Below are 15,824 nucleotides of genomic sequence, written 5' to 3'. Positions count from 1 at the left end.
ATTAGAATGCACCGCTTCTGTGCGTGCCGCCTTAAAAATCGCCACGGTAGCTGTTTTCCAGCAGGTATTCGAGGGTTCCTCGGCGCGTCATATGCTTCATCAGCTGCCGGTCCATGGGGTTCTTCACGTCAAGCCAGCGCCCTTCCTCAGCACGCACCATCATCAGGGGACCCAAGTAATTCTTGGTTGGGGAACGGTAGATGCGTACCCTCATAAACCTCTTACCTTCTTTGGTCTGTATCTCAAGGTAATCCTCAAGGCGATAGCGGGTGGTGCCATTATCTGAGTGGCTGCTACGCAGAGTACGGGTGTATAGGTACCCGCCGATCTCGGAAAGTTCAAGTGATCGTTTGAACCCAAAGAAATTACGCACCACCACCGCGTTAGAGGTTATTTCGTGGTAGGGGATGGTCAGTGCCCATAGCACAATCAGTGTAACTAAAGCCACAAAGCCTATGGGGATAAAACCTATCATGGTTACCCCGGTGCCGATCCTCTTAGTGGGGTCCATTATCATCAGGCCCACCCCCACAATGAAGCTGCCGAAGACCAAAAGTACCACTTCGATAATGGCGCACAGCCACAAGGGTGTGCGTGCCCGCCACGGTGCTGTAGTCTTCTCACGCTGGTTACGGATTAGAAGGTACACAAAGTGCAGCACGATAATGGCTGTAAGAATACCTGTACCCAAATAGTTATAGTGTCCTAATGCTTCCAGCAAAGTTCTTCCCGCCCTCTCTGAAGAAAGTTGTATAACTGTCTGCTGCCTTCACATGGTCATAGCTTCGGGGCTATGCACCCTTAAGTGTTAGAAAATCGTCACGCACCATGTGCTGCATCAGATATTTAACTGTTTCTCGGTGCGTCAGTTGAGCGAGAATCTGCTGATCACGCGGGTCATCCTCACGGGCCCAGCGCCCATGCTGAGCACGAAACACGATGCGGGCGCCCAGAACGTTAGGAGCGTTTTGACGCAAAACGGAAATCTTATAGAATACACTGCCCTTAGCATCATATATTTCCAGGTAGTCGCTGCCGCCGCCGTCTCTATTAGCGCGGTACGGGTAATACTGGTATCCGCTAATCTGTGACAGCTCAAGTGAGCGAACACCCGATCCTGTGGTGCGCACAATAAGAGCGGAAGGGGTGAACTCATAGTAAGGGACGGTCATACGCCATATAGACACGGCAAAAGCGCTAAAAAACATCACAAGAAACACGTACGGCAGAACCGTCCAGAGAGGATCTGACTTCTTTAAGGAGCTTGAGATCGCTATGAAACCACTAGATACACCAGCTACAACAACGCCAATGAGTACCTCGAACAGCGCAACCGTACCCCAAGAGTAAAACCGTACTCTCAACGGAGCGTTTTTCTTTTCGTTCGCCCCGCGTACCAGCAGGTACGTCAAGTGCGTTACGACGATACCGCCTGCGCCACCGGCAATCACAAGTATCCACAAGAATACGTCGAGCATAAGACTCGAACCTCCCGTCTTCAAGCTACACTTCAACGTTAGCACCATTATGAGGGTATACACCGGATTTCTACTCTGTAGCTTTAGCACCAAATACCGCAGACCATATTCCGCATGTTGGCAGGGCGCAGGATACGGAGTGTCTACTTTATTCCCTCAATGCAGGCGGTGAGCAAATCCCAGAGCTCTTGACGCTGCGTATCACTAAGCCCTCCCACCATCTGCTGCTCAATCTCGCGGATGCGCCCGGTTGCTTGAACGAGCATCTGCTCCCCCTGCGGGGTGAGCATGGTAGGTAAGGCTCGGCCTTTAGTGGCGTGAGTAGCGCGTTCAATCAAACCGCGTTCTTGAAGTCCTCGCAAAAGCGTATTCATCGTTTGGCGAGTGACGAAAGCCTGCCGCGCCAGCTCGGCATTAGAAGCACCCGGGGTAGATTTTAGAATTTCCAGGCACACGTATTGCGCAACGGTAATCCCAAGCGGGCGCAAGGTCTCTTCCATGCGCGAGCGCAGCAGTGATTGCGCTTCTTTGAGTCGGTATCCAATAAGTTGGTTAAATTCCTCTTGCCTCATGTCAATATTCTGACATATGCTGTTAATGTCAGTATCCTGACATACAAAATATGGTCTATTCGAGGAGGACTATCATGACGGTGACCGGCCCCAGCTTCATCGCATTGCAGGTGCGCGATCTTGAGCGTTCCGCGCAGTTCTACGAAACCTATCTCGGCTTGCGCCGCACCCCGCAAGCGCCGCCGAATGCTGTGGTCTTTGCAACCGACCCCATCCCCTTCGCCGTGCGCGAGCCGCTGCCTGGGGTAAACCTTGACGAGATTTCGCGCCCCGGTTTGGGTGTGGCCCTGTGGATGCACAGCAGTGATGTGCGGAGCCTTCTTACGAAGCTCAAGGAAGCTGACGTGCGCATTCTGCAAGAGCCAACGCCCGGGCCTTTTGGTGAGAGCATTATTTTTGCTGACCCGGACGGGTACGCGGTGACGGTACACGATCGGGTCTGAAGATCCGCATCAGGACGTAACCTTGGGTCCGGGGTTTATCAATACCGTGAGAGCCCCGGACTCTTGGTACTCTTCACAGTTTTAGGAGGTTCTTATGCGCTACTGGGTTGGAGTAGCCTCACGCGATCATGTTTTACTCGGTGTTGCGGGCGGATTCTGCCAGGTTTGCCACGGCAAACAGGCACCGCTGGCACGCATGAAACGGGGAGATTGGATTCTGTATTACAGCCCTAAAACCGGCATGAATTCTGGTGAGAAAGTTCAGGCTTTTACCGCTGTGGGGCAGATTGTGGACGACCGCGTCTACCAGTTCCGCATGGCCGAAAATTTTGAGCCGTTCAGGCGTGATGTTGTGTTTCAGGATGCGCCGCATCCGTGCCCGATTGAGGTGGCACGCGAGCACCCCGAATGGCGGAGTTATGCGAAGCAGCTGCGGTACGGGCATTTTGAGGTCTCACACGATTTCTTTGAGCATATTTACCGCTATATGATGAGGTAAAACCGCCCGCAGCGAAGCAGCACAGTGCGGGCATGCACCAGAGGATACGGCGTGGACATAGAATCACATATACAGCAGGTGGAAGACCTCCTTAAACCCCTAGATTGTGACGCGCGGCGCCGGTTCGCATCCTGGTGCTGCTACGCCCTGGTGGCAGAACCCGCGATCCAGAAGCACCTGACCCTGCTCACCGGCTCGGCCGAAAACTACCGGGTGTGCGAGAAGATCGTTGCGCAATGCTGGTACGGCTCACCGCCCATTAACGCAAAAACCGCCCAAGAAACCCTGCACCGGATCGACTGGGATGATGAAGACACCCCGCTCAATGACGAACCGGCGACGCAGGGCTGTCTTGAGATGCTCACGGCAATCAGCAGCATGTTGGGTGGGCTGCGCGCTGGCGGGAAAGATGCCGCCTACTTCGCCAACTGCGCTGAGAACGTTATTAACTGGAAAGACACCCTGGCGTGTTTCCCCACCAGCGCCGACGGCACACCCGAGCAGCAAGACCTGCTGCAGGAGTACGAACGCCAACACCTCTTTCTCCGTGAGCTCGGCGAGGGCCGCATTGGCGCTGAAGACATCCACAAGTTCAGGTAGCCCAACTCTTCGATCCCCTACTATAAGCGCGCAGCAGCTGGTGCCTGGTGACCGATAACCGCCTATTATGGGATAAGAGACTTTCAGGCGCCCACACACGAAAGGTTACCCATGAGCGTATCAGCCGAACATCACCTGGCACACCAGCACAGCGAAGAGCTTTTTGAACGCTCCCGTTCCGTCATTCCCGGCGGGGTAAACTCCCCCGTACGTGCTTTCAACTCCGTGGGCGGCACGCCTGCTTTTGTGACCCGCGCATCCGGCCCCTATATTTATGATGCTGACGGCAACGAATACGTAGACCTCGTCTGCTCGTGGGGTCCGGCGATTCTTGGGCACGCGCATCCGCAGGTTGTTGCGGCGGTTCAAGAGGCTGCCTCACGCGGACTGTCGTTCGGCGCTGCATCCGCGCCCGAGGCAGAGCTCGCAGAGCTTGTGGTCGATCGCATCAACGCCGCGATCCCTGGCGCAATCGAGCAGGTACGTATGGTATCTACCGGCACCGAAGCCACCATGACCGCTATTCGCCTGGCACGCGGCATCACCGGGCGCGATAAAATCATCAAATTCTCGGGCTGCTATCACGGGCATGTGGATGCGCTGCTCTCTGAAGCAGGCTCCGGCGTGGCGACTCTCGCCCTACCCGGCTCGGCGGGCGTGACCGCAGCAACCGCATCCGAAACTATCGTGCTCCCCTACAACGATCTTGACGCCGTGCGCGAGGCTTTCGCCGCGCATCCGGGAGAAATTGCCGCCGTCATTACCGAAGCCGCCCCCTGCAATATGGGCGTGGTGACTCCCGAACCGGGCTTCAACCGCGGCCTGCGCGAAATGACGCAGAGCAATAATGCCCTGCTGATTTTTGATGAGGTGCTGACCGGTTTCCGTGTCTCGTCCGCCGGGTACTGGGGTAAATTCGCCCCCGAAGATAACGGCTGGGTTCCCGATATTTTCACTTTCGGTAAAGTGATCGGCGGCGGTATGCCGATCGCCGCACTCGCCGGTAAACGTGAGGTGATGGAGCATCTGGCACCGACCGGCCCCGTCTACCAGGCGGGCACGCTCTCGGGTAATCCACTCTCGGTGGCATCCGGCATTACGACCCTCAAACTCGCCGATGATGCCCTCTACCGCACGCTCGATACACGTTCGGAACAGTTGCAGGCTGCGCTGACGCAGGCGCTTACCGATGCCGGGGTGGATCATTCAATTCAGACGGCGGGCAACCTGTTCTCGGTTGCCTTTGGTACCGGCGAGCACGGCGTGCACAACTACGCCGATATTAAGAGCTCTGCTACCGCCAAATACACGGCTTTTTTCCACGCCATGCTTGATGCCGGCGTGTATCTTCCCCCGAGTGCTTTTGAGGCATGGTTCCTCTCCGGGGCGCACGACGATACCGCGATGGAACGCATCATTGAAGCGCTGCCGGGCGCGGCACGTGCAGCGGCTAAAGCCTAACGCGCCCTCACCACCGAGGAAGGGAAATCTGTAGCCCACCCCCATAATTCCTTAATGTACACCCTTGGCTGAGCAGGAAAATCCCATAAAATGGGTATATGGATGTGAGAGATATTTGGCTGATCGCTGCGATAGTTTACCTGGGGTTGTGTCTGCTCAACGAGGTGACCTATCCCATGTACATCAGCAAAAAGAAAGCAGTAAAGCCAGCGTACGGCGGGTTCTGGAGCGGAACTATTCACATGCTCTGGTATGTGATCGCTTGGTTTGCTCTCGCCCAAACATTCCACCTGTTCTGGGACATCTACTACTACAGTTACGGTCTTGGCGGCGGCGCATTCATACTCCCCTTCGCACTGATCTACTTAGGGGCTTACTTCGGGCGGCGGCGCTACCGTATAGCACGCGGGCTAAATATTTGGGACCGCGACTACGGTATGCCGCCCATCTACCGGGCAACTCTGGGTAAGCTCGGCAACCTCTTCCGCGGCTCCGAGCAGATGCAGTCAGCCGGTATTATCTACGGCGTATCAGTCTTCGCCTGGGTCACCTGGGGGCTTTACCTGCTGGCGGCTTTCGGTTTCCTCGCATCGCTCTTTGATGCGGGCCCCCTCTACGTGGGCGACATGGCGGTGCTGCTCACCCTGGCCACAGTACTCGGCGCTATTGGGGTGTTCTGGCATTACCGCCACTACACCGTGTTCCTGCCGGATCAGATCCTCATCAGCAGGGTCTTCGGTTCGGCGAAAATTCTCTACTACCAGCAGCTTGAGTTCTTCCGAATCATCCCCACCGACCCCGACGCCATTCACCCCGATATGCAAGATCCTTCCAAATGGCGTATTGAGGTCAAAATACCCGGCAAAAACGCCCCTTTCTCCACGTCACTGTCTGACCCGGGAGTCCGCTACCTTATCCGGCAGATCGCGTTCCGTATTGAGCAGGAACGCTGGGCTGATATGAACTCCCCAGCCGACCGCGAGCAGCTGCTGCAATACCACAACGATGGCCGTATTATCTGCACCACCAAAGGCCATAAACCCGCAGGTGAATTCGCGCAGGAGGCAGCATACCGCGCATCCTTCAAGCAGACACATTAGGATTTCTTCGCTCTGCCGCGCAGGCGCAAAGATGGGTTCTCTATTGTCGTGACGCCATCGCAGAAATGCTGGTTTCACTTTTTATGGAGAACCCATCTTTGAATATTCTTCTGCGGGTGTGATCGGTGGTTGATGGTATCTTTAACACCGCAGGAACCGTTATTTTCCATGAGTGGGCTGTATTCCCTAATGAATAACCCTCACTGTAGGTTGATGAGATAAAGAGGAATTTGTTGGATATATCCAGATTGTCGCGCCAGGGCAGCTTAGCAGACGGTATTACCTGGAGTTCTGAGCTACTTATAGAAAGATTCCATAGATACCGCTATAGAATTGATAACACTCACGGAACCGGTGAACCCGCTATTTTCATTGGGTTAAACCCAAGTTTAGCCGGAAGCTTTAGAACCTCCGATCCTACGGTAAAAGCTCTAACTCAGGCTATGCTGGGAACCTGTCGTTTTCTCGATCCCGCGCATTCTGCACCATTACTGCACCCCCGTACAGTGCTACTTATTAATCTATTTACCTTCATAGAGCCGAATTCGCGCAATATAGATTATTCCCTAGACCGGCACGCGGTTGCCGAATTAGAGACGGTACTTACCGAGTTCCCGCACGCGCCGATTGTCTGTGGCTGGGGCAAAGAGAATAATTCACCTGAGAGCCGGGAAGTGTGGCATCAGCAGATAAGCGAGTTTATCCGGCGGCTCGCAGATCGTTCCTGCTACCGTCTGGAGCTACCATATTCCCATGTTCCTGATGGCTCATTGGATGCGCGTTCCTGGTCACCGCGAGGTATCAACAGTGCCCTCAGGAACTTGCCGTCTGGTACCCGCATGGTCCTTGCCCGGTTTACTCCCCAATAAAGTATCCCTAGGGTTAGTCTTCACGCAGCCAGCGGGCGGCTTCGGCTGCGTAGTAGGTAAGAATCATGTCTGCACCCGCGCGGTGAATCGACCGCAGAGCCTCCAACGCCACGGCACGGCGGTCAATCCAGCCGTTTGCTGCAGCGGCCTCAATCATGGCGTACTCCCCCGACACCTGGTACGCCGCCACCGGCACAGGTGAAAACTCGGCGACCTCACGCACAATATCGAGATAGCTTCCGGCAGGCTTGACCATCACCATATCGGCGCCCTCGTCAATATCGGTCTGCACCTCTAGGAGAGATTCGCGGCGATTCGCCGGATCCTGCTGATACGTTTTGCGGTTCCCGGTAAAGCTAGACTCCACCGCATCGCGGAACGGACCAAAGAACGCGGAGGCATACTTCGCCGAATACGCCATGATAGAGACGTTCTGGAACCCGGCCTCGTCCAGCGCGGCGCGCATTGCGGCAATCTGCCCGTCCATCATGCCTGAAGGAGAGACCGTGTGTGCCCCGGCGCGTGCCTGAGACACTGCCATCTTGCAGTACAGTTCCACGGTTGCATCGTTATCGACAATCATGGTGCCGTAACCATCATCGACAAGCACGCCGCAGTGCCCGTGAGAGGTGAACTCGTCCAGGCAGGTATCGGCCATAATAACGATCTCGTCGCCAAACTCTGCACGGCAGGCGGCAATAGAGCGATTCAAAATACCGTTCTCATCCCAGGCCGCCGAGCCTATCTCGTCCTTATCATCATCCAGCGGAACCCCGAAGAGATCGATGCATTTAATGCCCGCCTCCGCAGCCTGGCGCACGGCAGGAATTAGTGACTCTAGCGTGTGCTGGTACTGCCCGGGCATGGACGAAATCGGCTGTGGTTCGCTAATGCCATCGCGCACGAAAAACACCTGAATCAGCTGCTCGGGACGCAGCGCGGTCTCGGCGGTGAGGGCGCGCATCGCGGCGGTGGTGCGCAGTCGGCGGGGTCGTCGGGTCAGGTTCATGAGGTGTGTCCTTTCAGTAACTGATTCGGTGGCGGGTACGGCTGGGCTTACTCGGGTGGGGCGAACGGATAATCCTCAAACAGGCCATCCCGTATAGCATTCACGGAGCGTACAAAATCTTGCCTCTGCACATCGGTGAGCGCCCCGCGCCGATCCAGGTAATCTTCAAGCTCTCTGTACTGAAAATGCAGTTCCACAAACTCCGTAAAGCTAATGCGCATATCCTCCACATGCTGCGCATCGTACTGGCCCGCATCATGGTCGTAGTACAGGATGGTGTTACTGCCACGGGCGAAAAACCACTCATCGCCATTACCGGCGCTCCCCACAGGCCACACCGTGCGGCTGAACTTGGGGTGCTCCCGCTCCAGGTAACGGTGATGCTCCAGGGCCTGCTCATACCCGTAAAGACAGCAGTCGGCGGTTATCTCCCCGCCGCGGTACTGCTCTAAAAACCGCAGGTACGCACCGTCCAGCCCGGCAGGTAGTTTGCCGGTCAGCGTTATTTTATCCGCGCGGCGCTGACAACACTGCGCCAGCTGCTCATCCCGCCCGTTAAGCACCCGCGCTCACCACCGAAAACGCGGCGGACGCCAAATCCTGCGCAGACGGGGAATCCGCCACCACATACGGCACCCCCAAAGAACGCGCAGCAGATGCGGTGCTCTGCCCAATAGCCACCACCGGCGGGAACCTGTCGGCTGGCACCCCCTCGGCGAGCGCCTGAAGCAGCGACGGGGCGGTAGCGACCACGGCATCCGTTATCGGCTGGCCAGCAGATGCCTCACGGCTGAGGGCTTCCCGAGCTGCGTCACGCCCAAGCTCACCGGGGGCGAGGTCAGCCTCGGCCGCAGGCTCCATACGGTACACCACGGTGCGCATCACCCGAAAGCCCAACGCCCCCAGCCCCTCACGCAGGGTAGGCCGGGCGTTCTGGCCCTCAACCACCCACACGGTGTCAGGCTCGTCCTGCTGACGATCGCCGGTGGGGAAACCGGCAAGCATCCCCATGGCGCTCTGGGTGTGCGGTATATAGTCCGGCTCTATCCCGCACCGTTCCAGTTCCGCTGCGGTCGCCTTACCCACGCAGGCCAGGCGCGCATCGGCGGCATTAAGCACATGCGCGAAATGCTCCCCCCACAGCTCGGTGCAGGCACGCACCGCATTGGCGCTTGTGAACGTCACCCACGCCACCTGATCGGCGGCGGTCGCTTGAAGGGCCGCGCTCAGCTCGGGGGTGTACGCCACGGTGCGCGGCACATGCACCGGCGCATACAGCACGTTCGGGGCGGGCTCACCCCGCTGCCGGGCAAGCTCACTCAGCGCCCGCGCGAACCCGGCGCCTTTAGCTGCTGTGCGGGTGAGCAGAACGCGCGCGGCACCCACTAGGACACCTCAAGCCCGGCAAGTGCGGCTGCACCCATCTGCAGCATATCTTCAGCCACGTGCACCCCCAGCCTTTCGGCACCGGGTATGTCCAGCTCCACGGTCGCAGCAGAGTGGCGGATGCACTTGGTGCCCCTGGGGTCTGCGACTATGGCGGTGAGTACCAAATCGCCCTCTATTACGTGCGCATAGGCGCCGATGGGGGCGGCGCATCCGGCTTCTAGGCGGCGCAGCAGAGCACGCTCCGCGGTGACCGCCAGCCGGGTCTCAAAATGGTCGGCGGCAATCAGTGCGGCCCCCAAAGAACGCACCGGCCGGGAAATTTCGGTCTCCGTCAGGGAGGCAATATCCGGGTTGGCGAATTCGCTCTCACGCACCTCAAGGGCGAGCGCGCCCTGCCCTGGGGCTGGGAGCATGCGGGTAGGGTCAAGGTACTCGGTAATTACGTCCTCTTTGTTCAGGCGTTTGAGGCCCGACACAGCCAGCACCACGGCGTCACAGTCACCGGCGGTTTCGGCCCCCACCCCGGTGTGCGCCTGCCGGTCGGTTTCAGCCGAACCCTGCACCATCACCTGCCGGGCACCGTGCTCTTCGAGCCCTTTCACACGGGCGATGCGGGTGCCCACATTACCGCGGATATCAACGATTTCAAGGTCGGGGCGCAGCAGCCGCAGCTGCGCTGCACGGCGCGGCGACCCGGTGCCGACGCGGGCACCGGTGGGGAGGGTGTCAAGAGTCAACTGGTCACGTGCAACGAGCGCATCGCGCGGGTCTTCACGTTTAAGGGTTGCCGCGACCACCAGCCCGGGGCATGGGGCAGAGGGCAGGTCTTTCAGGGAGTGCACCGCCATATCGACGCCTTCCCCGTTATTGCCCGCCAGCAGGCGCTGACGCAGGGCCGCAGCGAACACGCCGGTGCCGCCCAGGGTTGCGAGCGGGCCGGCGAGCGTATCCCCCTCAGTTTTGACGGTGACCAGCTCAAATTCCACACCGGTGGTGCCCTCATGAGCGTGGGAGGCGGCGGTGACGTGTTCGGCGGCGAGGGTGCTCTGGGTGAGGGCTAGCGCCGACCCGCGTGTGCCCAGCAGGTAGGTCTCGCTCATGGTTCTCCTTGAGGGTATTAGTGGTGGGGTCACGGCGTGGGGTTTCGGGGTATGTCGGCGGTGCCGGTTCTATGGTTCCTATCTCCTGGGCGGCACCCGCCTGAAGCATCAGCTACGGGTTCGTGCCGCCGGAGTATTCGGCGATGACCGGTTTCGCGGCGCCGCGTGCGGGTTTGCAGCAGTCGGGGTCGCATTCGTCGAACCAGCCGCGTTCGCCGGTCACTGATTCCTCGCACACGCTCTCCCGGGTGCGGGCCGCCTCATTATCCAGCCCGGTGTGTGGGTTGGCGGCGACGCGTTCGGCAATCAGGCGGCGTAACGATTCAACGTACGCCGGGTGCGTGCCGGGGGTGGGGGTGCGCACCGCCGCGATCCCGTGCTCGGCGCAGGTATCCAGTGCCTCAGTGTCAAGGTCCCATTTGACTTCCATATGGTCAGAGACAAAACCCAGCGGCACCAGAACAATACCGTCTATATCACCGGCGGCTTTCTCAATCGCGTCGTTTACGTCGGGTTCAAGCCACGGCATGGACGGCGGGCCGGACCGTGACTGGTACACCAGCTCCCAGTCGGTATTATCCAGCAGGCTCTCATGATGCTCCTGCACCTGCGCCAGGACGGCACGGGCCACCTGAAGGTGCTTCTCAACATACGCGGATCCGCCCTCATAGTCGATACCGCGCGGGCCTGCCTCATTCGCGGCGGAGGTCGGCACCGAGTGGGTGCAGAACATAATGCGGATGCGCCCATTTCCCGCAGCGGCGGTATCGTCAGCATGCCGTGCAGCCACCTGCTCCTGCACCTGTTTCAGCCCGTCCTGCAGGCCGTCGGCGAAGGCCTGCACAAACCCGGGGGTGTCGAAGAATTGACGGATCTTATCGACGCGCATCTGACCGTGAAGCCCCAGTTTTTGAAGCGCCACCCCGTAGTCTTCACGGTATTGGCGGCAGCTGGAGTAGCCGGGGTAGGCGCTGGTGGCGAGCACCAGAATATTGCGGTGCCCTTCCTCATACGCCTGCTGCAGCACGTCACTGACGTAGGGGTCCCAGTTACGGTTCGCCCACACGATGGGGATGCGCGGGCCGCGTTCGGCCAGGGCCTGTTTCAGGGCGGCCAGCAAAGCACGGTTCTGCTCGTTAATGGGAGAGACACCGCCGTTAGCACGGTAGTGGGTGGCGACCTCTTCAAGACGCTCATCGGGAATCCCGCGGCCCGCCGTGACATTACGCAGGAAGGGAATCACATCGTCCTGCCCCTCGGGGCCGCCGAACGATGAGAGAATCACCAGATCATACGGGGCGGGGGCGGCCGCGCGGGAACGGGTGATTCCGCACTCGCCGCGGTAGCTGCCGATCGTGTCCTCGTTCAGTACCGCGGGGCCGTTGGAGGCGGTATTGTGCGGGTCGGTCACGTTCGGGCGGATATTATTGGGCACCGAGCCGCAGCAGCCGCTGCACACACTGCTGCCGCCAGCGCCCGGGCGGGCTGCATGGTTCGTTACCGGTTGATTCACGCGAGCACCTCAGCAACGTCGACAGCTGGGATACGGCGCCCGGTGTAGAAGGGAATTTCCTCACGCACATACAGACGCGCCTCGGTGTTGCGGAAGTGGCGCATCATATCGACCAGGTCCACCAGTTCGGGGGCTTCAAGGGCGAGCACCCACTCGTAGTCGTTCAAGCCGAAGGTGGCCACAGTGTTGGCGAGCACCTGCGGGAAATCGACGGCTTTCATCCCGTGGTTTTTGAGCATTTCGGCGCGGCGCTGCGGGTTCATGTAGTACCAGTCGTACGAGCGCACGAACGGGTACACGCACACCCACGCCTCGGGTGCTTTACCCCGCGAGTAGGCGGGGGCGTGGTTGCGGGTGAACTCGGCGTCGCGGTGCACACCCATGGTGGACCACACGATGGTGGTGGCCCCGAACAGGGCGGTGCGGCGGATCTTACGCACAGCTTCCTGCAGTTTTTCGGGGGCTGAGCCGTGGGTCCAGACCATCACATCGGCGTTGTTGCGCATGGCGGACACGTCGTAGAGGCCGCGCACGGTCACCCCGTCGTTGGCGAGTTCCTGGGTGAGTTCCTCGAACTCTGCGATGGCGGCGGGGCTGGAGGCCCCTTCCGGGCGCACCCCGTCACGGGCGAACACAGTGTAGAGCGTGTAGAAGAGCTTCTCGCCGTTCTCGCGGCCGCGTTTATTTTCTTCTGCGGGCGAGTGCTGCTGGCTGCCGTACCCGTGTGCAGGCCGGTCACCGTACGCCCCGTGAGGCCCGTGCCCGCCGTGGGTGTGGGAGCCGCCAGCGGGTGCGCCGTGCGAATGTGCGTCGTGGTGGGATTCCTGTGACATTGTTTGTTCTTCCTTTCGTGCGGCGGTTTCCCGCCCTATTATGCGTTCTTGATCGTGCGGCGTTCCCCATCCTCGCCAGGTCGCCTATGTTTTATATCTGGTGGGCGTGGCACGGGGTATTTGAGGGTGCTACCCAGCTGCTTCTTCGCTGCGTTTAGCGCCGTCGACCTGCGGGGTGTTTCGTTTGAGGAACTGTTCCACCTGCTCGCGGGTGTCACGCACCGTTGAGACCAGCCCGGACCCGGCAGCCCAGGTTCCCACCACGCACACCGTCTCCAGCTGAGCTGTGAGCTCCCGGAACGTTTTCACCTTATCCCGGTGGCCTGGGGCGGTGCGCGGTAACACGTTGCTCCAGCGCACCACGTCCGCATCCAGCAGCTCATGGGCGGTGATGGGAACGTCCAGCAGTTTCGCGGCGTCGTGAAGCGCCAGGGTGATGAGCTGCTCGTCGGCAAGCGCCACATCGCTAATGCTCGCGTTCTCTCCGCCGCGACCGTACGAAAGACGCACCACGTGCTTGTCTTTCCCGACAGCCTCGGCGACCCACGGCCATTTCGCGCTCACATGGGTAAGTGCCTTAGCGCGCACATTTGTGACCTCCTCAGAGACCAGCATGCCGGTGCCGCGCGGGTGCGCGTTCAAGGCGGGCTGCTCCACCACAAGGGTCACGAGCGCAACCTCGGGCCCGGGTTTCAGGGTGGGCAGCGAGGTTTTAATATGTGACCCCAGCAGGCGCGCAGTGGTGGGGCCGTCGGTGGCGAGCACCAAATAGTCGGCGCGCAGAGTAGCCTGAATCTCCCCGTCGACGGTGTGCCGCTGAATCACGAACCACTCCCCCGTGACGCTGTCACGGTCAATGGCGATCACGTCGAATCCCGCAATAATACGCGCACATTTGGTGTACAGGTCTTCCACCAGCTTCTCAGAGAGCTGGTTCAGGCCCCCGGATAGGCTAGCCACCTGGGAACCGGCCGGGGCCTGCGCCCTCAGCGCTGCGGAGGCGGCGGCAAGGGACTTATGTTTTTTCAGCCCTTCGCGTAGCCCGGGGATGGTGGCGTCCGCGTCCAGCTGGTCGGGGTGCGCCGAATACACACCCGAAACCACCGGGGCCACCAGGTTCTTCAGCACCTTATTGCCCATACGGGCGCGCACCAGCTCACCAAGAGTTTTTGCTTTAGCACCCACAGAGGCCGGTAGGGCCTTATCAAGTTTGGCGCGGCGCAGCCCCGCCCGGCCGAGCACCCCGAGCAGGGTTTTATCGTCCAGGTTGCCCGGAATACCCATAATCCCGGTGTTCGGGGTTTTACGCGCCCCGAAAGGCAGGTACAGCCACGAGCCGTGCGGGTTGGGGGTGACAATATGCTCCCCAAGGCCCAGCTCTTTAACAAGCTCCGAAACGATGGGTGATCGGGTGGCGTAGGACTCTGCACCGGAATCCAGCAGCAGCCCCCCAACTTCGTGCGCACCGACGGCACCACCCAGATGGTCTTTTTGTTCGAGGAGGGTCACGCGCACCCCGGCTGCGGCGAGCTCCCGGGCAGCTAACAGCCCGGAGACACCGCCGCCCACCACGATCGCGGTGGGTGCGTTCTTTCCTATGTGCGGGTGTGCTGCCCTGTGTAGACCCATATCGTACTGTTCCTCGTTATTATTGCGGTGCTTTCCTAGTGTGTAGTTTCTAGTGTAGTGAGTTGGCGGGGTGTTCGTGAATATATGCCACCAGATCGGTGAGCACCTGCGGGTCCGTTGTGGGCGGCACCCCGTGGCCCAGGTTCACGATATGGGCGGGGGCGCTCGCCCCGGCGGCGAGTACCTCATCCGTGTGAGCGTACAGGGCCTCACGCCCAGCGGACAGAAGCGCGGGATCGATATTCCCCTGAAGCGGCACCGCACCGTTGAGCCTGCGGTTTGCCTCATCAAGGGGCAGGCGGTAGTCCACCCCGATCACATCGGCACCGGCCTCATGCATGGCGGGCAGCAGCTCGGCGGTTCCGGTACCAAAGTGGATGCGCGGCACCCCAAATTCTTCGACCATGCTCAAGGCGGCGGCAGAGTGTTCCTGCACAGACCGGCGGTAGTCAGCTTCACCCAACGAGCCAGCCCAGGAGTCGAAGAGCTGCACGGCGGATGCACCCGCCTCGATCTGAGCCCGCAAAAACTGCCCCGAGGTGCGCGCGGCCCACTGCGCCAACTCGCGCCAGGCAACGGGGTCAGCGTGCATCATAGTGCGGGGGCGCAGGTGATCGCGGGAAGGGCCGCCCTCAACCATATAGGCGGCAACAGTGAAAGGTGCACCCGCAAAACCAATAAGAGGGGTGGAACCGAGCATCTCGACGGTCGCCGCGACTGCCTCACGAATAGGGTCAAGTGCCGTATCGGTCAGCTCCGGCAGGGCGCGCACTTCATCAAGCGTGCGCACAGGATTCTCAAGTACAGGGCCGCGGCCGGGCACAATATCGACATTCACGCCCGCAAGCTTCATGGGGATAACGATATCCGAGAAGAAAATACCGGCATCGACTTTGTGACGGCGCACCGGCTGCACAGTAATCTCGGCGGCAAGTTCGGGTGTCAAACAGGCGTCCAGCATGGGAATTCCCTCACGCGCCTTGCGGTACTCGGGCAGCGAACGCCCCGCCTGGCGCATAAACCAGACCGGACGATGCTCAGATGCGCGCCCGGTAAGCGCCTGCAGCATCGGCGAATCAGCGGTTTGAGCGGCACGCAGCGGGTGGGATGCGCTCAGGCGCGACAGCTGCGCCTCGGTCAGCAAATCACGCTGGCGCTCCGCCGGATGCGGCGGGCAGGGTACAGGGCTGGTTTTGGTCATATATCCCAGTGTGCCAGGTTTTGGACGTGTGTTTTTACGACACATTGTCACATTCCGACATATTTTGCACCCCGTACTAGACACATAGGTTTACCTTAGTATCCACAAGGGAGAAGCTACCTCAGCGA

The 15,824-nt window shown here is 59.7% G+C and carries 16 protein-coding genes; 5 read left to right on the top strand and 11 right to left on the bottom strand.

Going from position 1 to position 15,824, the window contains the following annotated elements; all coding sequences use genetic code 11:
* Positions 1-31 precede the first annotated feature (31 nt).
* From D8M41_RS01820 to D8M41_RS01810, 3 genes are all read right to left on the bottom strand, one after another.
* Positions 32-721 carry a hypothetical protein gene (locus D8M41_RS01820; protein WP_006889143.1) on the bottom strand — a complete coding sequence of 230 codons (690 nt, stop codon included), beginning with the start codon at positions 719-721 and terminating at the stop codon, positions 32-34.
* Between the two features lie 70 nt (positions 722-791).
* Complete coding sequence (locus D8M41_RS01815; protein ID WP_006889226.1) at positions 792-1,478, bottom strand: hypothetical protein; 687 nt, start codon at positions 1,476-1,478, stop codon at positions 792-794.
* A 143-nt stretch (positions 1,479-1,621) separates the two neighbouring features.
* Positions 1,622-2,050: a MarR family winged helix-turn-helix transcriptional regulator gene (locus D8M41_RS01810; protein ID WP_006889166.1), complete on the bottom strand. Its 429-nt coding sequence runs from the start codon at positions 2,048-2,050 to the stop codon at positions 1,622-1,624.
* 74 nt (positions 2,051-2,124) lie between these two features.
* On the opposite strand from D8M41_RS01810, the gene D8M41_RS01805 reads away from it, so the two are divergent.
* From D8M41_RS01805 to D8M41_RS01785, 5 genes are all read left to right on the top strand, one after another.
* Positions 2,125-2,493, top strand: coding sequence for a VOC family protein (locus tag D8M41_RS01805; protein ID WP_006889188.1), 369 nt, complete (start codon positions 2,125-2,127; stop codon positions 2,491-2,493).
* A 94-nt stretch (positions 2,494-2,587) separates the two neighbouring features.
* Positions 2,588-2,992: an EVE domain-containing protein gene (locus D8M41_RS01800; protein ID WP_006889192.1), complete on the top strand. Its 405-nt coding sequence runs from the start codon at positions 2,588-2,590 to the stop codon at positions 2,990-2,992.
* A 51-nt stretch (positions 2,993-3,043) separates the two neighbouring features.
* Positions 3,044-3,592: a hypothetical protein gene (locus tag D8M41_RS01795; protein WP_039955343.1), complete on the top strand. Its 549-nt coding sequence runs from the start codon at positions 3,044-3,046 to the stop codon at positions 3,590-3,592.
* A 111-nt stretch (positions 3,593-3,703) separates the two neighbouring features.
* Entirely contained in the window at positions 3,704-5,053 is a 1,350-nt protein-coding gene (gene hemL, locus D8M41_RS01790) for a glutamate-1-semialdehyde 2,1-aminomutase (RefSeq protein ID WP_006889212.1), read from the top strand.
* A gap of 98 nt (positions 5,054-5,151) precedes the next feature.
* Entirely contained in the window at positions 5,152-6,153 is a 1,002-nt protein-coding gene (locus D8M41_RS01785; protein WP_006889209.1) for a hypothetical protein, read from the top strand.
* Positions 6,154-7,035: 882 nt separating this feature from the next.
* On the opposite strand, the gene hemB is transcribed toward D8M41_RS01785, so the two are convergent.
* From hemB to hemE, 8 genes are all read right to left on the bottom strand, one after another.
* Positions 7,036-8,031: a porphobilinogen synthase gene (gene hemB / locus D8M41_RS01775; RefSeq protein WP_126926292.1), complete on the bottom strand. Its 996-nt coding sequence runs from the start codon at positions 8,029-8,031 to the stop codon at positions 7,036-7,038.
* Positions 8,032-8,078: 47 nt separating this feature from the next.
* Entirely contained in the window at positions 8,079-8,594 is a 516-nt protein-coding gene (locus D8M41_RS01770; protein ID WP_023134083.1) for a hypothetical protein, read from the bottom strand.
* Positions 8,587-9,417: a uroporphyrinogen-III synthase gene (locus tag D8M41_RS01765; RefSeq protein ID WP_023134084.1), complete on the bottom strand. Its 831-nt coding sequence runs from the start codon at positions 9,415-9,417 to the stop codon at positions 8,587-8,589. Before D8M41_RS01765 ends, D8M41_RS01770 begins: the two co-directional genes overlap by 8 nt.
* Positions 9,417-10,520, bottom strand: a complete 1,104-nt coding sequence (locus D8M41_RS01760; protein ID WP_023134085.1) for a hydroxymethylbilane synthase — start codon at positions 10,518-10,520, stop codon at positions 9,417-9,419. Before D8M41_RS01760 ends, D8M41_RS01765 begins: the two co-directional genes overlap by 1 nt.
* A 112-nt stretch (positions 10,521-10,632) precedes the next feature.
* Positions 10,633-12,033, bottom strand: a complete 1,401-nt coding sequence (locus tag D8M41_RS01755) for a ferrochelatase (RefSeq protein ID WP_231375417.1) — start codon at positions 12,031-12,033, stop codon at positions 10,633-10,635.
* Positions 12,030-12,866, bottom strand: coding sequence for a hydrogen peroxide-dependent heme synthase (gene hemQ / locus D8M41_RS01750; protein WP_023134087.1), 837 nt, complete (start codon positions 12,864-12,866; stop codon positions 12,030-12,032). Before hemQ ends, D8M41_RS01755 begins: the two co-directional genes overlap by 4 nt.
* A gap of 129 nt (positions 12,867-12,995) precedes the next feature.
* A complete protein-coding gene (gene hemG / locus D8M41_RS01745; RefSeq protein WP_023134088.1) occupies positions 12,996-14,495 on the bottom strand; it encodes a protoporphyrinogen oxidase in 1,500 nt (499 codons plus the stop codon).
* Positions 14,496-14,544: 49 nt separating this feature from the next.
* Positions 14,545-15,696 (bottom strand): uroporphyrinogen decarboxylase, encoded by a 1,152-nt coding sequence (hemE, locus tag D8M41_RS01740; RefSeq protein WP_023134090.1) that lies wholly within the window; start codon positions 15,694-15,696, stop codon positions 14,545-14,547.
* Between the last annotated feature and the right edge of the window lie 128 nt (positions 15,697-15,824).

It is taken from the genome of Rothia sp. HSID18069, from assembly GCF_003989155.1.
GTDB classification, from domain to species: domain Bacteria; phylum Actinomycetota; class Actinomycetes; order Actinomycetales; family Micrococcaceae; genus Rothia; species Rothia aeria.
Note: the sequence above shows the minus strand (reverse complement) of the source record. Positions and strands in the feature narration are given on the sequence as shown.